The sequence below is a fragment of the Streptomyces hokutonensis genome (assembly GCF_042751305.1).
Lineage (GTDB): Bacteria > Actinomycetota > Actinomycetes > Streptomycetales > Streptomycetaceae > Streptomyces > Streptomyces hokutonensis_A.
In genome coordinates, this window is sequence record NZ_JBHYWD010000003.1 from 140,061 (window position 1) to 162,035 (window position 21,975).

The 21,975-nt window shown below is 70.5% G+C and carries 20 protein-coding genes and 1 pseudogene; 9 read left to right on the forward strand and 12 right to left on the reverse strand.

Features of this window, described 5'->3' with window-relative positions; genetic code table 11:
- On the forward strand, positions 1–648 hold the full coding sequence (locus tag ACFXC1_RS10535) for a 3'-5' exonuclease (protein WP_381241340.1): 648 nt from the start codon (positions 1–3) through the stop codon (positions 646–648).
- Positions 596–757 (forward strand): annotated as a pseudogene (locus ACFXC1_RS10540) (chitosanase); the annotation flags it as partial. The gene ACFXC1_RS10535 and the pseudogene ACFXC1_RS10540, both read left to right, overlap by 53 nt.
- Here ACFXC1_RS10540 and ACFXC1_RS10545 read toward each other — a convergent pair.
- The 7 genes from ACFXC1_RS10545 to ACFXC1_RS10575 all read right to left on the reverse strand — a co-directional run bounded on the left by ACFXC1_RS10545 (position 742) and on the right by ACFXC1_RS10575 (position 6,273).
- Positions 742–2,106, reverse strand: coding sequence for a nucleobase:cation symporter-2 family protein (locus ACFXC1_RS10545; protein ID WP_381241341.1), 1,365 nt, complete (start codon positions 2,104–2,106; stop codon positions 742–744). The pseudogene ACFXC1_RS10540 and the gene ACFXC1_RS10545 overlap by 16 nt on opposite strands.
- A gap of 214 nt (positions 2,107–2,320) precedes the next feature.
- Complete coding sequence (locus tag ACFXC1_RS10550; protein WP_381241343.1) at positions 2,321–3,694, reverse strand: 8-oxoguanine deaminase; 1,374 nt, start codon at positions 3,692–3,694, stop codon at positions 2,321–2,323.
- A 48-nt stretch (positions 3,695–3,742) separates the two neighbouring features.
- Positions 3,743–4,627 (reverse strand): factor-independent urate hydroxylase, encoded by an 885-nt coding sequence (gene pucL, locus ACFXC1_RS10555; RefSeq protein WP_381241345.1) that lies wholly within the window; start codon positions 4,625–4,627, stop codon positions 3,743–3,745.
- Positions 4,628–4,630: 3 nt separating this feature from the next.
- Complete coding sequence (gene uraH, locus ACFXC1_RS10560) at positions 4,631–5,038, reverse strand: hydroxyisourate hydrolase (RefSeq protein WP_381241347.1); 408 nt, start codon at positions 5,036–5,038, stop codon at positions 4,631–4,633.
- Positions 5,035–5,550: a 2-oxo-4-hydroxy-4-carboxy-5-ureidoimidazoline decarboxylase gene (uraD, locus tag ACFXC1_RS10565; protein WP_381241349.1), complete on the reverse strand. Its 516-nt coding sequence runs from the start codon at positions 5,548–5,550 to the stop codon at positions 5,035–5,037. Before uraD ends, uraH begins: the two co-directional genes overlap by 4 nt.
- A gap of 106 nt (positions 5,551–5,656) precedes the next feature.
- Positions 5,657–6,025, reverse strand: coding sequence for a helix-turn-helix domain-containing protein (locus tag ACFXC1_RS10570; RefSeq protein WP_093629992.1), 369 nt, complete (start codon positions 6,023–6,025; stop codon positions 5,657–5,659).
- Positions 6,022–6,273, reverse strand: a complete 252-nt coding sequence (locus ACFXC1_RS10575; protein WP_381241351.1) for a hypothetical protein — start codon at positions 6,271–6,273, stop codon at positions 6,022–6,024. Before ACFXC1_RS10575 ends, ACFXC1_RS10570 begins: the two co-directional genes overlap by 4 nt.
- 174 nt (positions 6,274–6,447) lie before the next feature.
- Here ACFXC1_RS10575 and ACFXC1_RS10580 point away from each other — a divergent pair, with 174 nt between their 5' ends.
- From ACFXC1_RS10580 to ACFXC1_RS10590, 3 genes are all read left to right on the forward strand, one after another.
- Positions 6,448–7,287, forward strand: a complete 840-nt coding sequence (locus ACFXC1_RS10580) for a TIM barrel protein (protein WP_381241352.1) — start codon at positions 6,448–6,450, stop codon at positions 7,285–7,287.
- 22 nt (positions 7,288–7,309) lie between these two features.
- A complete protein-coding gene (locus ACFXC1_RS10585; RefSeq protein ID WP_381241354.1) occupies positions 7,310–8,200 on the forward strand; it encodes a 2-hydroxy-3-oxopropionate reductase in 891 nt (296 codons plus the stop codon).
- 438 nt (positions 8,201–8,638) lie between these two features.
- Entirely contained in the window at positions 8,639–8,878 is a 240-nt protein-coding gene (locus ACFXC1_RS10590) for a hypothetical protein (protein ID WP_381241356.1), read from the forward strand.
- A gap of 72 nt (positions 8,879–8,950) precedes the next feature.
- On the opposite strand, the gene gcl is transcribed toward ACFXC1_RS10590, so the two are convergent.
- Positions 8,951–10,735 (reverse strand): glyoxylate carboligase, encoded by a 1,785-nt coding sequence (gcl, locus tag ACFXC1_RS10595; protein ID WP_381241357.1) that lies wholly within the window; start codon positions 10,733–10,735, stop codon positions 8,951–8,953.
- 180 nt (positions 10,736–10,915) lie between these two features.
- On the opposite strand from gcl, the gene ACFXC1_RS10600 reads away from it, so the two are divergent.
- Positions 10,916–11,623, forward strand: coding sequence for a hypothetical protein (locus ACFXC1_RS10600; protein WP_381241359.1), 708 nt, complete (start codon positions 10,916–10,918; stop codon positions 11,621–11,623).
- Between the two features lie 681 nt (positions 11,624–12,304).
- On the opposite strand, the gene ACFXC1_RS10605 is transcribed toward ACFXC1_RS10600, so the two are convergent.
- Positions 12,305–13,894 (reverse strand): AMP-binding protein, encoded by a 1,590-nt coding sequence (locus ACFXC1_RS10605; RefSeq protein ID WP_381241906.1) that lies wholly within the window; start codon positions 13,892–13,894, stop codon positions 12,305–12,307.
- Positions 13,895–13,914: 20 nt separating this feature from the next.
- On the reverse strand, positions 13,915–15,591 hold the full coding sequence (locus ACFXC1_RS10610) for an AMP-binding protein (RefSeq protein WP_381241360.1): 1,677 nt from the start codon (positions 15,589–15,591) through the stop codon (positions 13,915–13,917).
- Positions 15,592–15,843: 252 nt separating this feature from the next.
- Between ACFXC1_RS10610 and ACFXC1_RS10615 the strand changes: the two genes are divergently transcribed.
- The 3 genes from ACFXC1_RS10615 to ACFXC1_RS10625 all read left to right on the forward strand — a co-directional run bounded on the left by ACFXC1_RS10615 (position 15,844) and on the right by ACFXC1_RS10625 (position 20,667).
- Positions 15,844–16,677 (forward strand): helix-turn-helix transcriptional regulator, encoded by an 834-nt coding sequence (locus tag ACFXC1_RS10615; RefSeq protein ID WP_381241362.1) that lies wholly within the window; start codon positions 15,844–15,846, stop codon positions 16,675–16,677.
- Positions 16,678–16,851: 174 nt separating this feature from the next.
- Entirely contained in the window at positions 16,852–19,671 is a 2,820-nt protein-coding gene (locus ACFXC1_RS10620; protein ID WP_381241363.1) for a helix-turn-helix transcriptional regulator, read from the forward strand.
- A 204-nt stretch (positions 19,672–19,875) separates the two neighbouring features.
- Entirely contained in the window at positions 19,876–20,667 is a 792-nt protein-coding gene (locus ACFXC1_RS10625; protein ID WP_381241364.1) for a S1 family peptidase, read from the forward strand.
- Between the two features lie 106 nt (positions 20,668–20,773).
- Here the strand turns inward: ACFXC1_RS10625 and dmpI are convergent, their stop codons facing one another.
- Complete coding sequence (dmpI, locus tag ACFXC1_RS10630) at positions 20,774–20,956, reverse strand: 4-oxalocrotonate tautomerase DmpI (protein WP_381241365.1); 183 nt, start codon at positions 20,954–20,956, stop codon at positions 20,774–20,776.
- A gap of 91 nt (positions 20,957–21,047) precedes the next feature.
- A complete protein-coding gene (locus tag ACFXC1_RS10635) occupies positions 21,048–21,914 on the reverse strand; it encodes a LysR family transcriptional regulator (RefSeq protein WP_381241366.1) in 867 nt (288 codons plus the stop codon).
- Between the last annotated feature and the right edge of the window lie 61 nt (positions 21,915–21,975).

Sequence of the window (21,975 nt, forward strand, 5' to 3'; positions counted from 1 at the left end):
ATGTCCGCACGACGCGTCAAGCCCAGCCTGTACATCTCCGTCGACATCGAGGCCGACGGTCCGATCCCGGGCCCGTACTCCATGCTGAGCCTCGGCGCGGCCGTGGCCGGGACACAGGACGCCGACGGGTTCACCGCGGCGGACCCGGAGAAGCAGACCTTCTACCGTGAACTGCGGCCGATCGGCGAGGAGTTCGTGCCGGAGGCGCTGGCGGTGAGCGGGCTCGACCGGGAGCGGCTGCTGAGCGACGGTGCCGAACCCGCCGCCGCTCTCGCCGAGTTCAGTGCCTGGGTGCGTGAAGTCGCCGCGGGCGCGCAGCCGGTGATGTGCGGCTACCCGGCGTCGTACGACTGGATGTTCCTGTACTGGTATCTGATCCGCTTCACCGGCGCGAGCCCCTTCGGGCACTCCGGCTGTCTGGACATGAAGACGCTGTACGCGACGAAGGCCGGGCTTCCGCTGCGTGCCGTGGCCAAGGGCACGATGCCGCGCGAGCTGCTGTCCCGGCGGCGGCACACCCACCACGCTCTCGACGACGCGATCGAGCAGGCCGAGCTGTTCGCCAACCTCATGGTCTGGCCGGGGAGTTCACAGTGCCTTCCCCGACGCCCGCGTCCGGGCGATGAAGCAGGAGGCGGCGCACAGTGACGTGTCCCGGGTCGAGACCGCCCAGCGGTTGTTCCTGAAGAAGGGCGACCTCGACCTGGACACACCGCTCAAGTGGAAGGTGTACGGGGACAGTTACACGATCGGCTGACCGGCGAGGGGTACGGCCTCGGTCGTATCCCTGGTCTGCTCGCGGACCCGGCCGAGGTGGTTGAAGACCAGGTTCAGGGTTACCGCCGCCACGCAGCCGGTGGAGATGCCCGAGTCGAGGACGATCCTGACGGTCCCCGGGAACGCGTGGTAGAAGTCCGGTGCCGTGATCGGGATGATGCCCACGGCCAGCGAGACCGCCACGATCAGGACGTTGTCGCCCTTCTCCAGGCCCGCCCCGACCAGGGTCTGGATGCCGCTCGCGGCGACCGAGCCGAACAGGACCACGCCCGCGCCGCCCAGCACCGGGCGCGGTACGACGGCGATCAGCGACGCGGCCGCCGGGCACAGGCCCATCAGCACCAGGAAGCCGCCGCCGGTGGCGACGACGTACCGGCTGCGGATGCGGGTCATGGCGACCAGGCCGATGTTCTGGGCGAAGGCGCTGCACATGAAGCCGTTGAAGAGGGGGCTGATCGCCGAGCCGAGGGTGTCGGCGCGCAGGCCCGCGGCGATGGTCGCCTCGTCCGCGGGGCGTTCGACGATCTCGCCCAACGCCAGCATGTCCGCGGTGGATTCGGTCATCGAGACCACCATCACGACGCACATCGAGACGATCGCGGCGAGCTGGAACTGCGGTGCGCCGAAGTGGAAGGGGGTGGGGAAGCCGATCAGGTCGGCGTCCGTGACCGGGGCGAAGTCCGTTGCTCCGAAGGGGATGGCGAGGAGCGTGCCGATCAACAGGCCGAGCAGGACCGCCACTTGCCTGGCGAAGCCGCGGGTGAAGCGGCGGAGGACCAGCACGACGACGAGAGTTGCCGCCGCGAGTCCCAGGTTGGTCGTCGAACCGTAGTCGTGCGCCGAGGGGTCGGGGCCCTGAGCCCAGCCGAAGGCGACCGGCAGCAGGGACACGCCGATGAGGGTGATCACGCTGCCGGTGACGACCGGCGGGAAGAAGCGGACCGCCCTGCTGAAGAAGGGGGCGGCGAGGAAGCCGAGCAGGCCGGCGACGATCACCGCGCCGAAGATCACGGGCAGCGCGTCGGACTTGTCCCTGGTGGAGGCCGCGATCGCGGTCATCGGGGCGACTCCGGCGAAGGTGACGCCGTTGACGAAGGGCAGCCGGGCGCCGATCTTCCAGATCCCGAGGGTCTGCAGAAAGGTGGCGAGGCCCGCGGTGAAGAGGCAGGCGCCGGTGAGGAAGGTGAGTTCGGTGCCGGAGAGGCCGACGGCGGCCCCGACGATCAGCGGCGGGGCGACGACACCCGCGTACATGGCGGCCACGTGTTGCAGTCCCGTGGTGGCCATCTTGAGTGCGGGGAGTTTCTCGTCGACGGGATGGGTGGTCACGGCGGCTCCTCCGGGCGGGTGACACGTCGGCTCTGACGTGGGTTTCAGGAGGTGATGCGCGGTCGTGCGGGACCGGGGGACGGAACCCAACAAAGGGGATGGGTAAGGCCGTTCCGGGGCGCGCACCTGCACGCCCCGGCCACGGCCACCGGATGAGGGCCGTCCCCCTCAACCGGAGATCTCGGGTCGGCCGTCCTGCCGACCTGTCAACTGCTCAGCCCTGTGCGGCGATCCGTGCCAGCCGCCGGGCCTCTTCCCGCGTGGAGCGGGCGATGGCGTCCTCGTCGACGTGCAACAGGCGTCCCAACTCGACGATCTGACGGCCGTTCACGAAGGAGGCGGTGACCGGGGCCGCCGCGCCGAAGACCAGCGCGGTCACCGGGTCGGCGATCGAGGCGTGGGCCAGGGTGTCCAGGTTCCACAGCACCAGGTCGGCCAGCTTGCCCGGCTCCAGGGAGCCGATCTCGCTTGCGCGGCCCAGGACTTGGGCGCCGCCGTAGGTTCCGAGGCGCAGCGCCTGACGGGCGTTCAGGGCGGCTTCGCGGTGGGCGCCGAGGCGGTTGATGAGAAGCGCGTTGCGCAGCTCGGTGTGGAGTTCGCCGGACTCGTTCGAGGCGGTGCCGTCGACGCCGAGGCCGACCGGGACGCCGGCGGCGAGCATGTCGGGGACGCGGGCGATACCGGCCGCGAGGCGGGCGTTGGACGAGGGGCAGTGGGCGACACCGGTCTTCGTGCGGGCGAAGGCGGCGATGTCGGAGTCGTTCATGTGGACGCAGTGCGCCATCCACACGTCCTCGCCGAGCCAGCCGGTGGACTCGAAGTAGTCGGTCGGCCCCACGCCGAACAGCTCCTTGCAGAACTGCTCCTCCTCGACCGTCTCCGAGCCGTGCGTGTGCAGCCGTACCCCGAGCCGGCGGGCCAACTCGGCGCCCTGCTGGAGCAGTTCGGTCGAGACGGAGAACGGCGAGCAGGGGGCCACCGCGACCTGGGTCATCGCGTCGAAGGAGGCGTCGTGGTGCTCCCGTACCGTCGCCTCGGTCGCGGCGAGGGCGCCCTCCAGGGTCTCGACGGCGAAGTCGGGCGGCAGTCCGCCGTCCTTCTCGCTGCGGTCCATCGAGCCGCGGGCCAGCGTGAAGCGGACGCCCATCTCGCGGGCGGCGCCGATGATGGCGCCGGAGAGATCGCCGGAGCCCTTCGGGAAGACGTAGTGGTGGTCCATCGCGGTGGTCACCCCGCCGCGCGCCATCATCGCGAGGGAGCCCTGCGCGGCGGCGCGGACCATCGGCTCGTCGATGCGCGCCCAGGTCGGGTACAGCGCGACGAGCCAGTTGAAGAGGTTGTGGTCGGTGGCCAGACCCCGGGTGATCCACTGGTAGAAGTGGTGGTGGGTGTTGACCAGGCCGGGGGTCACCAGGTGACCGCTCGCGTCGATGCGCCGGACCACATCGGTGAGCCCCTCGGGGGCCCTGCCCGCGCCGAGCGACTCGATGCGGTTGCCGGCGATGACGACATACCCGGTGGCGTACTCGGTGTCGGCGGCGTCCACCGTCGCGATCGCACAGTTCTCGATGACGACACGTTGACTCATCGTTACCATCGTTCGTCCCAACTTCCTTGCTTCCGTGCCGAGTTCGCGTCAGAGGTTGGTGAGGTCCGCCGGGATGAGCGCCTCGCTGCCGTCCCGCAGGACGGTCGCCTCGATCAGGCCGTAGGGCCGGTCGGCGGCGAAGTAGACCTCGTTGTCGTTCTTCAGCCCGAACGGCGCCAGGTCCACCAGGAAATGGTGCTTGTTGGGGAGCGAGAAGCGGACCTCGTCTATCTCCTCGCGGTTGTCGATGATCCGCGCACCCATCTGGTACAGGGTCTGCTGGAGCGACAGCGAGTACGTCTCGGCGAAGGCCCCGAGCATGTGCTGCTTCGTCCGCTCGTAGGAGGTCTCCCAGTCGGGCATCTCCTGTGCGTCGTCGGACCAGTTGAAGCGCCAGCGTGCGGACACCTCGGTCGCCAGGATGCGGTCGTAGGCCTCGGGGAGGGTCGTGTACTTGTCCTTGACGTAGCCCCAGAACTCGGAGTCCGTCGAGTTGAGCACCGTCAAGTCCTTGAGCCCGGAGACGACTTCCCAGCTCCGGCCGTCGTACGTGATCTGGGTGAGCCGGGTCTCCTGGCCCTTGCGGACGAAGGAGTGGCCTCCCGTCGTACGCTCCCAGGCGTACTCCTCGATGCGGATGCGCGCCCTCTTGATCGGTTCCTGCGAGGTCACGAAGTGCCGGGCGAGGTGGATGCCGAACTGCTCGGCGGACTCGATGCCGTGCTCCTTGGCGAACGCGTACACCGTGTTCTTGGTGGTGTCGGTCGGCAGCACGTTGGCGTTCGAGCCGGAGTAGTGGACCTCGTCCATGTCGCCGCTCAGCGACACGGAGACGTTGAGGTCCTTGATGTGGTGGGTGGCGCCGTCCCGCGTGATCTTGACGACTCGGTTCTCGGCCTTGCCGTACTGGTTCTGGCCCAGGATCGTGGTCATGTGCTAGCTCCCTCGATATACGGAGTAGCCGAACGGGTTGAGCAGCAGCGGCACGTGGTAGTGCTCCCCGGGCCGGACGGCGAAGGTGATCGCCACCTCGGGGAAGAACACTCCGCTCGCACCGCTGTCCCGATTCGCGGGGGCGTCCTGCTGCGCATCGGCTTGCTTGTTCTCTGAACGCTGGAAATACGCCTCGACGGCGAAGTCGAGCCGTACGTGTGTGGTGCCCTCCGGCAGCGCCGGGAGGTCCTTGCACCGCCCGTCCGCGTCGGTCGCGGATCCGCCGAGCGCCTGCCAGTCCGCCAACGCCCCACTGCGGGCCGCGAGTTGGACGGCGACTCCCTCGGCGGGTCGACCGACGGAGGTGTCCAGGATGTGCGTGGACACCGAGGCGGTGGTGCTGGTGCTCATGCCGTTTCTTCCTCTACGAGCTTGGCCAGCCGGATGCGGTTGATCTTCCCCAACTCGGTGCGGACGATCTCGCGTTCCCGCTCCGGCGAGTTGCCGATCCGTTCCTTGACCGCGTCGCGCATCTGCTCGCCGGTGCGGCCGGTGGCACAGATCAGGAAGACATGGCCGAACCTCTCCTGGTACGCCAGGTTGAGGTCGAGCATCTCCGACCTGAGCTCCTCGGAGGCGCCCGCCATGCCGCGCTGTTCGCGGGCGGAGGTGGGGTCGCCGGGCTTGGGGCGGCCGATCGGCGGGTGGCCGGCCATCGCCTCGCCGAGGTCCCCGGCGGTCAGGTCGGCCATCGCCGCGTCACTCTCGGCGTAGAGGTCCTCGGGTCCGGCGTACGGGCGGCCGGTGAGCAGTCGCCGGGTCCACGCCGTGGATGCGCACACCTCCAGGAGGGCGGCGAGGGCCGCGTGCTCCTCCAGGGCGTTGAACCGGGCGAGGCCCGGCGGCGTGGATGTCGACGTCACGGGAGCCTCCGTGGCCTTGTGCTGATCGGGCTGGCAGTAGCTAACGCCCTCGGCAACACCACGTCAACACTTTGTTGAAAATTCCGGGTAACAACCGGGAAAGGGTTCAACTCTCCTTCTCGCGGTTGAGGTAGTTGTAGACGGTGAACCGGCTGACCCCGAGCGCGCTCGCGACGGTCTCCACGCCGTGCCGTACCGAGAAGGCGCCGCGCGCCTCCAGTATCCGTACGACCTCCTGCTTGGCCTTGCGGTCCAGGTCCGCGAGGGGCTTGCCCTTCTTGCGCTCCATGGCGGCCAGGATGTGGTCCAGCGAGTCCGCGAGCTGCGGCAGGCGTACGGCGACCACGTCAGCACCCTCCCAGGCGAGCACGACGTCGTCGGGGCCGGCCTCGTCGGGCGGGACCAGCTCGCCGCCCATCGCGTCGACCAGCGGCTTCACGGCCGTGATGAAGGGCTCGTCACCGAGGCCGGTCACCGGTCGCCCTCGCCGATCACGTTGAGCTGGAGCGAGATCCGGGTGGCACCGGCCTCCAGGGCCCTGCGCAGCAGCGCGTCCACGGCAGCGAGCACCGCGTCGGCACCCCCCTCGGCCGTGTTGCCGAACGGCCCGACGTCCACGGCGTCCAGCTCCGCCCCCTGGATGACCTCCCTGGCGACCAGCGCATGGGCGGGGGCCTCGTCGAGGTCGAAGGGCTCTGTCGTGAACTCCACTCGCAATCGCACGCGCACAACCTAACGCGCGGTGCCGTTTTCCGCCGAGCCCTCTTGACAAGCTCCGACACCCGACGGCAATCTTCCATTAAGCAGAAACAATATTCCACAATACGGAATCTCAACGCCGCATCCCGACACGGCACCCGGACAGATCACCCCGACACGGAAGGGAGCGCGACCCCGATGCCGGCTTTTAAATGGGACACAGCCGCAGACCAGCGCTTCAACGTCAACCTGTCGATCCTCTTCACCGAACTCCCGCTCCTGGAACGCCCCGCGGCAGCCGCCGCGGCCGGCTTCACCGCGGTCGAGCTGTGGTGGCCCTGGGTCGACTCCCCCACCCCCGCACGGTCCGAACTCGACGCCCTCAAGCGGGCGTTGGAGGACGCGGGCGTCCAGCTCACCGGCCTGAACTTCTACGCCGGACAGCTGCCGGGACCGGATCGCGGCGCCCTGTCGATCCCCGGCGAGGAGTCGGAGCGGTTCCGCGCGAACATCGACGTGGCCGCCGACTTCGCGGGGTCCCTCGGCGCCACCGCGCTCAACGCGCTCTACGGCAACCGCGTGGCGGGAGTCGATCCGGCCGAGCAGGACGCGCTCGCGCTGGAGAACCTGGTCCTCGCGGCCCGCGCCGCCGACCGGATCGGCGCGGTCCTCCTGATCGAGGCGCTCAACAAGCCCGAGTCGCCGCTGTACCCGCTCGTCAGCGCGCCCGCCGCCGTGGGCATCGTCGACAAGGTGAACGACGCGACCGGCCTCGGCAACGCGCGCTTCCTCATGGACCTCTACCACCTGTCCATGAACGGCGAGGAACTCCCGTCGGTGATCGAGCAGTTCGCGGCGAAGACCGGCCATGTGCAGATCGCGGACAACCCGGGCCGCGGCGCCCCGGGCACCGGCACCCTCCCCCTCGAAGACCTCCTCGACCAGCTGAGGAAGGCCGGTTACGACGGCTGGGTGGGCCTGGAGTACAAGCCCGGCGACCGCCCGAGCGCCGAGGCATTCGGCTGGCTGCCCAACTGACCTTCACCGAAAGGCACTTCCGATGAGCAAGCTCCCCAAGGTCGCCTGGATAGGCCTCGGCATCATGGGTTCCCCCATGTCCGAGAACCTTCTCAAGGCCGGTTACGACGTCACCGGATTCACCCTGGAACAGGACAAGTTGGACCGCCTGGCCACCGCCGGCGGCAGCGCGGCCGGTTCCATCGCCGAGGCCGTACGCGACGCCGACGTGGTGATCACGATGGTGCCCGCGTCCCCCCAGGTCGAGGCCATCGCCTACGGCCCCGACGGCATCCTGGAGAACGCGCGCGCCGGCGCCCTGCTGATCGACATGTCGTCGATCACCCCGCAGACCTCGGTCGACCTGGCAAAGGCGGCCGCGGACAAGGGAATTCGGGTCCTGGACGCCCCCGTGTCCGGCGGCGAGGCCGGCGCGATCGAGGCCGTACTGTCCATCATGGTCGGCGGCGACCGGGCCGACTTCGACGAGGCACGGCCGATCTTCGACGCGCTCGGCAGGACCATCGTGCTGTGCGGTCCGCACGGCTCCGGGCAGACCGTGAAGGCCGCCAACCAGCTGATCGTCGCCGTGAACATCCAGGCGTGCGCCGAGGCCGTGGTCTTCCTGGAGAAGTCGGGCGTGGACCTGGCCGCCGCCCTCGACGTCCTGGGCGGCGGGCTCGCGGGCTCCACCGTGCTGACGCGGAAGAAGGACAACTTCCTCAACCGCGACTTCAAGCCGGGCTTCCGGATCGACCTGCACCACAAGGACATGGGCATCGTCACCGACGCGGCCCGCAACGTCGGCGCGGCACTGCCGGTCGGCGCGGTGGTCGCCCAACTCGTCGCGTCGCTGCGCACGCAGGGCGACGGCGGCCTCGACCACTCGGCGCTGCTGCGCGCCGTCGAGCGCCTCTCCGGCGCGCGGCTCTGAGACTTCCGGGCGGCGCCGCCGCCGACATCTGTCCTGTCGCGCCCAGGCGGTGGCGCCGCCCGGAATCACGCCATACCGCGAACCAACAGACGGCCCGTGTGTGCCGGACGACCCGGATGAGGGGTGGTCGCCGGCACGGCGCGGGCGGGGCCAGGACCGCGGCGGAGTGCGAGCCAGTGCGGTGGTGAAGGTCCCGGGATCTCCTTCTCGACCTGAGAGAAGAAGCCCCCGGTTCCGTCGCGACCGCCGCGGTCCCAGCCGAAAGACCGACCCGAAACACCCACGCGCAACACCCCGCCCCATGACCCCGTCCGGCGGCGCGAACGTCCTGTCGCGCCCAGCCTCGCGCCGTCGGACGGCCACCACGAAGAGCGCCGGAGACGGCGCTCTTCGGTGTTTCCGGGTGCGGATCCGCCGTACTCGCAGGAGCCTTGACGCATGACACATCCACCGACGGAGTTTCCGCACATCGTGGTCCACCCCCCGGCCCTGGACGGCTCCCGTCGGGTCACCACCGGCGACGAGACCCTCGGCATCGCCTCCCACCTGGACGATGTCGTCGAGATCCTGCGGCTGGCCGACCTGGACCGGATCGAGGTCGAGGAGAGCGACCTGATCGAGTGGCAGGGCGGCGGACCGGAGGACTGGCCGGGGCTGTCTGAGCACCACGACCAGTGAGCCGGCGATCGGCGACACAGCCACACGAAAGAGGGGGCCGTCCCTCAGGACGGCCCCCTCTCCTCCCGTGTCTCAGACCTTCAACGTCCTGATCGACGTCGGTGCGTGGCCGGGCTCGGTCGCGATCTCCTCGAACTCCACCACCTCGCCGATGTCGTTCGTGCGGCTCATCGAGATGTTGGTGACACGCTCCAGGATCGCTTCGACGACGACCGGCACGCGGAACTCCGCGGCGAGCTTCTTCGCCTGCTCGAAGGCGGTGCCGAGTTCGGCGGGGTCGGTGACCCGGATGGCCTTGCAGCCCAGGCCCTCGACGACCTTGACGTGGTCGACGCCGTAGACGCCCAGCTCGGGCGAGTTGATGTTCTCGAATTCCAGATTGACCTGGAAGTTGATGTCCAGGCCGAGCTGCGCCTGGCGGATGAGGCCCAAGTAGGCGTTGTTCACCAGGACATGGACGTACGGGATGCGGTGCTGTGCGCCGACGGCCAGTTCCTCGATCATGAACTGGAAGTCGTAGTCGCCGGAGAGGGCGACGACGGATGCCTCGGGGTCGGCCTTGGCGACGCCGAGCGCGGCCGGGATCGTCCAGCCGAGGGGGCCCGCCTGGCCGCAGTTGATCCAGTGGCGGGGGCGGTAGACGTGGAGCATCTGGGCACCGGCGATCTGCGAGAGGCCGATCGTGGAGACGTACCGGGTCTCCGGGCCGAAGGCCTTGTTCATCTCCTCGTAGACGCGCTGCGGTTTGATCGGGATGTCGTCGAAGTGCGTACGGCGCTGGAGAGTCGACCTCTTCTCCTGTGCCGAGGCCGCCCAGGCGGAGCGGTCGGGGAGGCTGCCCGCGGCCTTCAACTCCCTTGCCACCGCCACGAAAAGCTCCAGTGCCGCCTTCGCGTCGGAGGCGATGCCGTAGTCGGGGGCGAAGATCCGGCCGATCTGGGTGGGCTCGATGTCGACGTGGACGAAGGTGCGGCCGGCGGTATAGACGTCCAGCCTGCCGGTGTGGCGGTTGGCCCAGCGGTTGCCGATGCCGAGGACGAAGTCGGACTCCAGGAAGGTCGCGTTGCCGTAGCGGTGCGAGGTCTGGAGGCCGACCATGCCGGCGTTCAGCTCGTGGTCGTCGGGCAGGGCACCCCAGCCCATCAGGGTGGGGACGACCGGGGTGCCGGTCAACTCGGCGAACTCGACGAGGAGTTCGGCCGCGTCGGCGTTGATGACTCCGCCGCCGGCGACGATCAGCGGTCGTGAGGAGGCGTTCAGCATCCCGATCGCCTTCTCGATCTGGGCGCGGGTCGCGGCCGGTTTGTAGACCGGCAGCGGTTCGTACGTCTCCGGGTCGAACTCGATCTCGGTGAGCTGGACGTCGATCGGCAGGTCGACGAGGACCGGGCCGGGGCGGCCCGAGCGCATCAGGTGGAAGGCCTGCTGGAAGACGCCCGGGACCTGGGCCGCCTCCAGGACGGTGACCGCCATCTTCGTGACCGGTCCCGCGATGGAGGCGATGTCGACGGCCTGGAAGTCCTCCTTGTGGATCACGGAGGTCGGGGCCTGGCCCGTGATGCAGAGGATCGGGATGGAGTCGCCGGTCGCGGAGTAGAGGCCGGTGATCATGTCCGTGCCGGCCGGGCCCGAGGTGCCGATGCAGACGCCGATGTTGCCGGGGCGGGTACGGGTGAAGCCCTCGGCCATGTGCGAGGCGCCCTCGACATGGCGGGCGAGGGTGTGGTGGATACCGCCGGCCGCCTTGAGGGCGGCGTAGAAGGGGTTGATCGCCGCGCCGGGGACGCCGAACGCGTCGCTGACGCCCTCGCGCTTGAGGATCTCGACTGCCGCGCGGGCAGCGGTCATACGAGCCATGGAGTACTCCTGCTTCGGCTGTCGGATTCGCGTCACCGTCGCGCCCCGCGGTGAGTAATCCCGCATTGAATTCTGCATTTACTTCCGCATTGCGGAAACTAGATTCTACTATCTGGAAGAAATGTAAGTGGAGGCACGAAGGCCGTCAAGACACGGACAGCAGGGGTTTTCAGGAGGACCATGGGGCTCATGTCCGAGAGCGTGCCGGTGCGCTGTCCGGCCTGCCGACGTGAGCACGTCTATGCCGCGCCGTCCTATCCCTGTGTCTGCGGTGCCCCCGTGGCCCCGCCGCTCGATCCGCGCGGCACGGCCACGGTCGTGAGCCACCGGGTCTGGGACGAGGACTGGATCGCGGTGCGCTGCGAGGCCTGCGGCCGGCTGGACGAGTGGCCGTACCCGGAGCTGGGGTGCCCGTGCGGGACGCTGCTGCGGATTCCCGTCGCCGGGGAGGAACCGCCGGCGCAGTCGGCCACGAGCGTCCCCAGGGTCGACTCCGGCGCCCGGGACCGGCCCGCATTCCAGCCCGTCACGATCCGCACCGCGCGCGACGCGGTCACCGCCGCCGCGCTCTATCTGCGCTGGCTCGGCTACCGCGACATCCGCCGCGCCGACCAGCGACCCCCGTCCGGAATCGGCCTGGCCGCCCGCGGCATCCTGGCCCAGGTGGACCCCACCGTGCGCCCGGCATCACTGCGCGACGTGGAGTGCCTGTGGCTCACGGCCATGACGGAGTCCACCGACTGCGTCTACTTCTCCCTGGCCGGCTACGCCGACGACGCCCGCACCCGCGCCGACTCCCTCGGCATCCCCCTCTTCGTCCTCGACCTCACCGGCACGCCCCAGCCGGTGAACGAACTCGCGGACCAGCTCGACGCGGCGGGGGGTTAGTTCGAGGGCCGCGACGACCACGGCCGCTACGCGTCGACTGACGACCGGTCCCGCGGACCGACCGCGGAACGGTGCCAGGCCGGGGCCGCCCAGCGCCGCACTGCCGGGGCAGCGCCACGAGAACCCACCCCGCACCGCCGACTCCGCCCCGGAACGCACCCCGACCCGCGAGCGCCCCGGCTCGCCAACTCGACGCCGCGGGGAGTCGAGTCGACGACCACGGCCGACCTGCGGCGAACCGACCGCGGAACGATCCGAAGCCGACGCCCAGAACCACACGACCGGAACAGCATCACGAGAACCCACCCCGCACCGCCGACTCCGCCCCGAAACGCGCCCGGGCACCCCACCCCGCAAGCGACCCGACCCGCCAACTCAACGCCACGAGGAGTCGGTTCAACAACCACGACCGACTCACGGCCACCCACCACAGCCGACGACCAGTCCGGCGAACCGACCGCAAAACGATCCGAGGCCGACGCCCAGGGACCACGGGGCCGGAACAGCGCCACGAGAACCCACCGGAGACCGCCGGCTCCGTCCCGGAACGCCCCTGGGCACCCCGGCCGGTGAGCAACCCGGTCGGCCAACTCGACCCCGCGGGCGGCTGGTTCGGGGGTGCGGCCCAGTCCGGTGCTTCCGCACAACCCCGGCCGGCCGCACGACCCCGTACGCCCCGCGTCAGCGCTCCCGTACTGCCCGCTCCCGCAGTTCGATCTTCCGTACCTTCCCCGAGACCGTCATCGGGAAGGCGTCCATGACCTGGAGCAGGGTCGGGATCTTGTAGTGGGCCAGCCTGTCCGCGCAGAAGGCCCGGAGTTCCTCCAGGGTCAGGGGGTCGGCCGGGTCACGCGGGATGACGCAGGCCAGCACCTCCTCGCCGTAGCGCTCGTGGGGGACGCCGACCACCTGGACGTCGGCGATCTTCGGGTGGGTGTAGAGGAACTCCTCGATCTCGCGCGGGTAGATGTTCTCGCCGCCCCGGATGATCATGTCCTTGATGCGGCCGACGATCTCGACGTAGCCGTCCTCGCGCATCACCGCGAGGTCACCCGTGTGCATCCAGCGGCCGGCGTCGATCGCCTCGGCGGTCTTTCCGGGCTCGTTCCAGTAGCCGAGCATCACGCTGTAGCCGCGGGTGCACAACTCGCCTGCGGTGCCCCGGGGTTGGGTGACGCCGGTCGCCGGGTCGACGACCTTGACCTCCAGGTGGGGCAGCACCCGTCCGACCGTGCCGGTGCGGTGTTCCAGGTCGTCGTCCCGCCGCGTCTGGAGCGAGACCGGGGACGTCTCCGTCATGCCGTAGCAGATGGACACCTCCGCCATGTGCATCTCGGCGACCACCCGTTTCATCACCTCGACCGGGCACGGCGAGCCCGCCATGATGCCGGTGCGGAGCGAGGAGAGGTCGTAGGACGGGAAGTCGGGGAGGTTCAACTCGGCGATGAACATGGTGGGGACGCCGTAGAGGGAGGTGCAGCGCTCCTGCTGAACCGCCTTCAGGGTCGCCGCCGGGTCGAAGGACGGGGCCGGGATCACCATGCACGCGCCGTGCGAGGTCGCCGCCAGGTTGCCCATGACCATGCCGAAGCAGTGGTAGAAGGGCACCGGGATACAGACCCGGTCCTGCTCGGTGTAGCTGATCAACTCGCCCACGAAATAGCCGTTGTTGAGGATGTTGTGGTGGGAGAGGGTGGCGCCCTTGGGGAAGCCGGTCGTGCCCGAGGTGTACTGGATGTTGATGGGGTCGTCGCAGGAGAGTTCCGGGTACGGCTCGTCACCCTTGCCCCTGCTGAGCAGCGCGTCCCAGCTCGGGTCGCCGATGTACACGACCTCGCGCAACTCCGGGCATTTGCCCCGCACTTGGTCGACCATCGCCCGGTAGTCACTCGTCTTGTGGCTGACCGAGGCGAACAGGACCGAGATGCCCGCCTGCTGGAGGACGTACTCGACCTCGTGGGTGCGGTAGGCCGGGTTGATGTTCACCATGACCGCGCCGATGCGGGCGGTGGCGTACTGGACGAGCACCCATTCGGGGCAGTTGATCGCCCAGATCCCCACCCGGTCGCCCTTCGCCACCCCGCTCGCGAGCAGCGCGCCCGCCAGCTGGTCGACATCGGCGGCGAATCGGGCGTAGGTCCAGCGCCGCCCGGAACGTACGTCGACCAGCGCCTCGCGGTCGGGCCAGGCGGCGACCGCCCGGTCCAGGTTGGCGCCGATGGTGTCGCCGAGGAGCGAAGTCCCGCCGGTCCCATGGCTGTACGAGTTCATCGGCGAGTTCGACGGCGAGTTCATCGGAAGTCCTCCTCGCGGTACTCGGCGGCCGACCCCGCGGCCGTCGCCTCACGCAGTTCGATCCGGCGGATCTTGCCGGAGACGGTCTTGGGCAGCTCGCCGAACTCCAGCCGGCGGATGCGCTTGTAGGGGGCGAGGACGTCCCGCGAGTGCTCGAACAGCACCTTCGCGGTGTCGGCCCCCGGCTCCCAGCCCGCCGCGAGCACGACGTACGCCTTCGGTACGGCGAGCCGCAGCTCGTCCGGCGCGGGCACCACGGCGGCCTCGGCCACCGCCTCGTGCTCCAGCAGCGCGCTCTCCAGCTCGAACGGGGAGATCTTGTAGTCGGAGGCCTTGAAGACGTCGTCGGACCGGCCGACGTAGGTGATGTAGCCGTCCTCGTCGCGGGAGCCGATGTCGCCGGTGCGGTAGTAGCCGCCGGCCATCGCCTCCGCCGTACGGTCCGGTTCGCCGTGGTAGCCGGTCATCAGGCCCACGGGGCGGTTGGACAGGTCGAGCGCGATCTCGCCCTCGGTCGCGCCCGGCGCACCGGACACCGAGTCGAGGAGTTCGACCCGGTACCCCGGACTCGGCCGCCCCATCGAACCCGTCTTCAGCGGCTGACCGGGGCTGTTGGAGACCTGGACGGCGGTCTCGGTCTGCCCGAAGCCGTCCCGGATGGTGACGCCCCAGGCGCGCCGGACCTGTTCGATGACCTCGGGGTTCAGGGGCTCCCCCGCGGCCAGCGCCTCGCGGGGCGGGGTGCGCAGCTGCGTGAGATCGGCCTGGATGAGCATCCGCCACACCGTCGGCGGGGCGCAGAACGTGGTGACGCCCGCGCGGTCCATCTCGGCCATCAGCCGGACCGGGTCGAAGCGCGTGTAGTTGTGGATGAAGACGGTCGCCTCGGCGTTCCAGGGCGCGAACAGGTTCGACCAGGCGTGCTTGGCCCAGCCGGGCGAGGAGATGTTGAGGTGTACGTCGCCGGGCTGGAGGCCGATCCAGTACATGGTGGCCAGATGGCCGATCGGGTACGAGGTGTGGGTGTGCTCGACCAGCTTGGGGCGGGCGGTGGTGCCCGAGGTGAAGTAGAGCATCAGCGGGTCGTCGGCCAGGGTCGGGGCGGGGTCCCGTACGAAGAGGGACGCCGAGGTGTCGTAGACCTCCTCGAAGTCCAGCCAGCCGGGCCGCTCCGCCCCCACGGCGATGCGGGTGTAGCCGCCCGGCACCTCGTCGAACTTGCCGGTGTCCTCGGAGCGCACGATCACATGCCGGACCCGGCCGCGCTCGACGCGGTCGCGCAGGTCGGCGGGGCCCAGCAGCGGGGTGGCGGGGATGACGACGGCGCCGAGCTTCATCGCGGCCAGGGCGGTGATCCACAGTTCGGCCTGGTTGCCGAGCATGACCAGGATCCGGTCCTCGGCGCGGACGCCTCGCGTGCGCAGCCAGTGGGCGGCCTGGTCCGAGCGGACGGACAGCTCGCCGAAGGACAGTTTGGTCTCGTGGCCGTCCTCCTCGACGATGTGCAGCGCGGTGCCGGCGTTGCCGTGGGCGATGACGTCGAACCAGTCGAAGGCCCAGTTGAAGTGCTCGGGCCGGGGCCAGGAGAAACCCTCGTAGGCCGTGGCATAGTCCTCGCGATGTGCCAGCAGGAAATCGCGCGCACAGCGGAACGACTCACTCGCCGTCGTCATCTTGCCTCCTTGCTTATTTTGGTCGTTCACCTCCAGGGCGCTCTCAGCCGGTGTCGAGAGCCCGACCGTGCTCAGCCCTTCGGGCCTCCGCGCGCTCGACCTCTCGACACCGGCGCACCCTTCCGGTTCACTCCCGCGGTAACCGGACCATTGCCGGGCGGCTCTCTGACATCGTGTAATCCGTGATGTGGGTCTCACTACCCCCGTACGGGGGTGTGTGCAGCGGAACGGCCGCAATGAAGGGGCAAGCGGGTGGCGACGGACGCGGCGGGGATGGTGGAGATTCAGGCGGCACTGGTACGGCTCCGGCGCGGCACGGGGCTGCCGGTCGCCTTCGGCGGCCTGGTGGAGAGCGGCCGGCAGCAGATGCGCATCAGCGAACTGAGCGGCACGCTGACCCCGTCCCTGCGCGCCCTCGCGGTGAACTCGGGCAACGGTCTCGGCGGCAAGGCCGTCGCCCTCGCCCGCCCGTGCGCCGTCCTCGACTACTCCGCCTCCCGCCAGATCAGCCACGAGTACGACGCCCCGGTCGCCGCCGAGGGCCTGCGCGCGATCCTCGCGGTCCCGGTCGTCGTACGGCGCCGGGTGCGCGGTGTCCTCTACGGCGCGCTGCGCACCGCCCAGCCGCTGGGCGACCGGATGCTGAGCGCGGCGATGGCCGCGGCCAGGGACGTGGAGCAGGCGCTGGTGGTCAGGGAGGAGGTGGGGGAGCTGCTGAGCGCGGCGCGTCCGGCACCGGCGCCCGACCCGGCGGCGAGCGCGGTGTGGGAGCAGGTGCGGGAGGCGCACGCGGCACTGCGGGCGCTGGCCCCGCGCATCCCGGATCCGGCGCTGCGGGCCGAACTCCTGGACGCCTGCGGCCTGTTGACCGCCGAGGCGGCCAACGGGGACGTGGAACTGGCGCCCCGGGAACTGGACGTCCTGGCGTCTGTGGCGGCCGGGGCGACGAACGCGGTCGCGGCGGAGCGGCTCGGGCTGCGGCCGGAGACGGTGAAGGGGTATCTGCGCTCGGCGATGCGGAAGCTCGGCGCGCACACCCGCGGGGAGGCCGTGGTGGCGGCGCGGCGGGCGGGGGTGCTGCCATGAGACAGGCCCCAGTGCGGGCCCGGGGACCGGCTCCGATGACGGCCTTCTATTCATTCATCGGAGCTTTGAATTTCCTCCTGTCACACGGTTGTTATTTCCCTCACCACCCCATCCATCCGAATTTCAAGGACTGATTGCCTAATATTGGCCCGGACACGACACACGAGGGGAGCGGTGACCGTGCGACGGGACTTCAAGGAGCCTGCCAGAACCCGCCCCGACCTGGTCATAGGCCGGGAGGAGATGTTCAACGCCGCCCGTGACCAGCTCGCCGGCGGTGGCAGTGTGCTGCTCCACGGCCCCGCCGGAATAGGAAAGTCGACCGTCCTGCGGGCACTGAGCGCGGAATACGGCGACTCGGCGCGGACCGTGTTGCGCTGCTCGGCCACCGAGTCCGAATCGCATCTCCCCTTCCTCGCCCTCGCCGACCTCCTCGGTCTGGTCCTCGACGAGGTCTCCGAGCGGCTGCCCGCCGCCCAGCGCACGGCCCTGGAATCCGCGCTCACCGGACGCGGCGAGTCCTCCCTCCAGCGCGACGGACTCGCGCTGCGCCTCGCCGTCCTGTCCGCGCTGCGCGCGCTCGCCGCCGACGGTCCCGTCCTGGTCGTGGCGGACGATCTCCAGTGGCTGGACCCGGCCAGCGCGGAACTCCTCGGCTTCGCCGCCCGCCGCCTCGGCGACACCCAGGTCCAGATGATCTTCGCGGTGCGCACCGAGGGCCAGGAGTACGACCGCTATCTGAACGCCTCCCCGCCCGACACCCTCGCGTTCCGGCTCAACCCGCTCTCCCGGGCACAGGTCTCCGCGCTGCTCGACGACCGCGGCTACACCGGACTGCCCCGCTCCACGGTCCGCGAGATCCACCGCACCAGCGGCGGCAACCCGCTGTTCGCGCTGGAGCTGGGCCGCGCCCTGGCCGAGAACCCCACCCCGCCGAGACCCGGCGAGCCGCTCCCCGTGCCCACGTCACTACGCGCGTTGGTGCTGAGCCGCCTCGACATGCTGCCCGCCGAGGCCCGCCGTACCCTGCTGGTCGCCAGCGCCGGCGCCCGTCCGACCGTGGCCCTGCTCCAGACGGCCGGCCGCGAGAACGCCGAGGCGGAGACCGCCCAGGCCGCCGAACTCGGCCTGCTGGCAACGGAACCCGAGGGTCCCGCCGTACGGTTCGCACATCCGCTGATCTCCGCCGCGCTGTACGCGGAGGCCCCCGCGCAGGAGCGGCGGGCCGCGCACGCGGCGCTGTCCACCGCGGCCTCCGACCCCATCGAGCGCGCCCGGCACCTGGCCCTGGCGACCACCGGCACCGACCCGGAGGTCGCCGCCCGGCTCGCCGAGGCCGCCACCCTCGCCCGCGACCGCGGGGCGCCCTCCGTCGCCGCCTCGCTCGGACTGCTGGCCGCCCGGCACACCCCGGGCGACAGCGTGCCGGGTCCCGACGAGCGGCGGTTGCAGGCCTCGGAGGACGCGATCACGGCGGGCGAGCTGGATCTCGCCCGGGACATCGCGCGCGAGGTGCTCAGCCGGACCTCGGTGCCCGCCGAACGGGTGCGGGCCTGGATCATCGTCATCGACACGGCCGGCCACTCCATGGCCGACGTCGACGCCGTCTTCCCGCAGGCCCTCGCCGACGCGGGCGACGACCCCCGGCTGCTCGCCCTGGTCCGCTACCAACTGGCCTGGCGCGCCCTGCTCGTGGAGGGCGACTTCGCCGAGGCCCGCGCCGAGACCGCGCGCTCGGCCGAACTCGCCGCGCTCGCCGGAGACCGGCGCACCGAACTCCTGGCGCTCTCCTTCCAGGCCCAGGCCGAGACCCTGATGGGCCATCCGGACGCGCCCCACACCATCAAGCGCGCGCTGAAGGAACCCCAGGACCCGAGGGTGGCCTGCCATCACAACGGCGCCGGTTCGGCCCGCTTCCGCTGGCTGGTGATGAGCGATCAGCTGCCGGAGGCCCGCGCCACCATCACCGCCCTGCTGCGCGAGGTGCGGCGGCGCGGGTCGGTGGAGAGCGAGGTGCACTTCCTGCGCGGCTTCGCCGAGACCGAACTGCGCTCCGGGCACTGCGGCCGCGCCCTCGACCTGGCCCGGGAGGGCCTGCGGCTGGCCCGCGACTCCGGCATCGGCCAGACGGCGTCCGCGATGCTCACCGCGCTCGCCGAGGCCTCCGGCGGTGACGTCGAGGAGGCCCTCGCGCTGGCCCGGGAGGCGGTCGAGCACGCCGAGGAGGACGGCGACCAGATGTATCTGTCCCGGGCCCTCGGTGCCCTGGGATACGCCCAGTTGGTCGCCGGCGACGCCCACGGGACCGTCCGCTCGCTGCGCCGGGTCCGCGAACTGGAGCAGGCCCTCAAGGTGACCGACCCGGCACGCGGACGCTGGCACGGCGACCTCGCCGAGGCCCTCGTGCGGATCGGCGAGACAGCGGAGGCCCAGGACGTCATCGACGTCACCCGCGAACGCGCCCTGCGGCTCGGCCGCGAGAGCGTCCTCGCCGTACTCGACCGCGCCGAGGCCCTGGTGCGCGCCGCCCGCGGCGAACACGACGCGGCCATAGCACAACTGACGTCCGTTCAGGACCGGCTCGCCAAGCTCGGCTACGGCCTGGAGGAGGCCCGCGCCGCCTTCGCGCTGGCGTCGCTGCGCACCGGGCAGCCCGGCCCCACGTCCTACGACGAGGCGACCCGGCTGTTCCGCCGCTGCCGTGCCCTGCCCTGGCTGCGCCAGGTGGACGAGGCCGCCGTCACCCGCCCGCCGGAGCCGGCGCCCGCGGCCACCCCCGCGCCGCCCGCCCTGGACGGGCTCGACGGGCTGGCCTCGATGGAGCGTCAGGTCGCCGCGCTGGTCATGGAGGGCGCCACCAACCGGGAGATCGCCGCCCGGCTGTTCATCAGCGTCAAGACGGTCGAGGCGACCCTGACCCGGGTCTACCGGAAGCTGGGGATCCGCTCGCGGGTGGATATCGTCCGACTGGCGGCGGGGCGCCGTCCGAACTGAGGACCCTACGGGTTAACTGTGCGGCGACCGAGGGTTTTCCCTGCCCAACTCCCCTAGGGGGTTCCCTCATTGGGAGCAGGGTGTGCCTGGTTCTAGCTTATGGGTGTGCCGCTCGCCCGGGCATACGGGGGTCGGTCCCGCGACCCCCGTTGCACACCCCCACACCCGCGCGACCCCCCACCGGCAACCCTAATGAGGAGACTCATGTTCGGGCTCAACCGCGCAAAGAGATCCACCGCAGTCGTCGCAGCAGCCGCCGCTGCCGCAGCGACCGCACTGCTCAGCGCCCCCACCGCTGTGGCAGCCCCCCAGCCCATCGTCGGCGGTTCCACGACCACGACGACGTCGTACCCGTTCGTCATGCAGATCACGGACGCCTCGCAGAACCAGTTCTGCGGCGGCACGCTCGTCTCCGCCACCAAGGTGATCACCGCGGCCCACTGTATGGTCGGCGAGACCACCAGCAGCGTCCGCGTGGTCGGCGGCCGCACGTACCTCAACGGTACGAACGGCACCGTCAGCAAGGTCAGCAAGATCTGGATCAACCCCAGCTACACGGACGCCACCAACGGCGACGACGTGGCCGTCCTGACCCTCTCGACCTCGATGCCGTACACCACGGCGTCGTACGTCTCCTCCTCGCAGACCAGCGTGTACGCGGCCGGCACCACCGCCCGCATCCTCGGCTGGGGCACCACCTCGGAGAACGGCAGCTCCTCCAACCAGCTGCGGACGGCGACCGTGCCGATCGTGTCCGACACCAGCTGCAAGAGCTCCTACGGTTCGGACTTCATCGCGTCCGACATGGTTTGCGCCGGATACACATCCGGCGGCGTAGACACCTGCCAGGGCGACAGCGGCGGTCCCCTGCTCATCGGGGGCGTCCTGGCAGGGATCACTTCTTGGGGCGAGGGCTGTGCCGAGGCGGGTTACCCGGGTGTCTACACCCGGCTGACCACGTTCTCCAGCCTGGTGACCACACAGGTCAACTCGTAACCCGGAAGGTCTCCTGAGTACTCCTCAGGGAAAAACCAGGGTGCGTTGCGGGCTTCCACGAGCAGCCCGCAACGCACCCTATCCATGTGCGGGGCAAGAGGTCCGGCTACTTGTCGGCGACGAGCTTCCCCGCCGCTCCCCAGCTGTCGGCGGGCACCTCGTGGATCCACACCTGCACGGTCTCGGCGGGGATCCTGTACGCGTCCACGAAGGCATCGGTGACCCGCTTGACGAGGTCCCGCTTCAGCTCGACGTCGCGCGGTCCCTGCTGGATGGTCACGATGGGCATGCTGAACTCCCTTGAGTCGGGCTCCTGTTCGGTGAGTCCAGTTCACCGCGCCGGCCGTCCCCGACCAAGAAGCAGCCCGCGAACGCAGCGATCAGTTCCCGTGATCGCCGCAGGCCAGCAGCAGGTTGTCCAGGTGCGGGGGTGTGCGCGTGGCGTGCACGGCCAGGCCCGTCGACAGCGTGAGGCCGGGCGCCGCGAACGGTACGAAGGCCACGCGCGGGCTGTGCAGCACGCGCGCGTGGGAGGCGTAGACGACCGTCCACAGCAGACGGGTGCCGATGCTGGCGAGGGTGTCCTGGAGGGACCCGCTCACCGGTCCGGGCAGCGGCTCGAAACCGGCCCGGTGACAGGCGCCGACGACGAGATCGACCAGCGCCGGGTTGTTCCGGCGCTCGGTGAGCGCGAGCGGCAGCGCGGCCAGTTCACCGACGCGGATCTCGGGGCGCCCGGCCAGCGGATGCGAGGCGGGAACGGCGGCCACGAGGGGATCGGGCCACAGCGGCAGCACCCGTACACCCGGCACCGGTTCCACGGCCCGGACGAACGCGGCGTCCAGCTGCCCGCCCGCGACCCGGGCCAGCCGCTCCCCGACCGGCAGCGAGAACAGCTCGACGGGCACGTCCGGTGCCCGCTCGGCGAACGCGCCGAGCACCCGGTCCAGATGCGCGCCGAGCCCGGTACTGGTCCCGATCCGCAGCCCCGCCGGCGGCGCGACGGCGGCCCGGGCCCGCTCGGCGGCGGCCAGCACCGCCCGCGCCTCGGGCAGCAGCCGCTCCCCCGCCCCCGTGAGCCGCACCCGCCGGGGCGACCGGTCGAACAACTCGGCGCCCAACTCCCGCTCCAGCCGCCGGACTTGCTGACTGACCGCCGACTGCACGATGTGCAACCGCTCGGCGGCCCGCCCGAAGTGCAACTCCTCGGCGACCGCGACGAAGTAGGTGAGCTGCCGCAGTTCCATGGTCCGACTCTAGAGACGGTTCCTGGACTCCTGTTTCAATGAGCCCCTCGACAGGGGTGAT

Excerpts from the sequence above, each read along its gene's own strand:
- ACFXC1_RS10535 (WP_381241340.1), top strand. The coding sequence starts at position 1 with ATGTCCGCACGACGCGTCAAGCCCAGCCTGTACATCTCCGTCGACATC.
- ACFXC1_RS10550 (WP_381241343.1), bottom strand. The coding sequence starts at position 3,694 with ATGAGTCAACGTGTCGTCATCGAGAACTGTGCGATCGCGACGGTGGAC.
- pucL (WP_381241345.1), bottom strand. The coding sequence starts at position 4,627 with ATGACCACGATCCTGGGCCAGAACCAGTACGGCAAGGCCGAGAACCGA.
- uraH (WP_381241347.1), bottom strand. The coding sequence starts at position 5,038 with ATGAGCACCAGCACCACCGCCTCGGTGTCCACGCACATCCTGGACACC.
- ACFXC1_RS10580 (WP_381241352.1), top strand. The coding sequence starts at position 6,448 with ATGCCGGCTTTTAAATGGGACACAGCCGCAGACCAGCGCTTCAACGTC.
- ACFXC1_RS10585 (WP_381241354.1), top strand. The coding sequence starts at position 7,310 with ATGAGCAAGCTCCCCAAGGTCGCCTGGATAGGCCTCGGCATCATGGGT.
- ACFXC1_RS10590 (WP_381241356.1), top strand. The coding sequence starts at position 8,639 with ATGACACATCCACCGACGGAGTTTCCGCACATCGTGGTCCACCCCCCG.
- gcl (WP_381241357.1), bottom strand. The coding sequence starts at position 10,735 with ATGGCTCGTATGACCGCTGCCCGCGCGGCAGTCGAGATCCTCAAGCGC.
- ACFXC1_RS10600 (WP_381241359.1), top strand. The coding sequence starts at position 10,916 with ATGGGGCTCATGTCCGAGAGCGTGCCGGTGCGCTGTCCGGCCTGCCGA.
- ACFXC1_RS10605 (WP_381241906.1), bottom strand. The coding sequence starts at position 13,894 with ATGAACTCGTACAGCCATGGGACCGGCGGGACTTCGCTCCTCGGCGAC.
- ACFXC1_RS10610 (WP_381241360.1), bottom strand. The coding sequence starts at position 15,591 with ATGACGACGGCGAGTGAGTCGTTCCGCTGTGCGCGCGATTTCCTGCTG.
- ACFXC1_RS10625 (WP_381241364.1), top strand. The coding sequence starts at position 19,876 with ATGTTCGGGCTCAACCGCGCAAAGAGATCCACCGCAGTCGTCGCAGCA.
- dmpI (WP_381241365.1), bottom strand. The coding sequence starts at position 20,956 with ATGCCCATCGTGACCATCCAGCAGGGACCGCGCGACGTCGAGCTGAAG.
- ACFXC1_RS10635 (WP_381241366.1), bottom strand. The coding sequence starts at position 21,914 with ATGGAACTGCGGCAGCTCACCTACTTCGTCGCGGTCGCCGAGGAGTTG.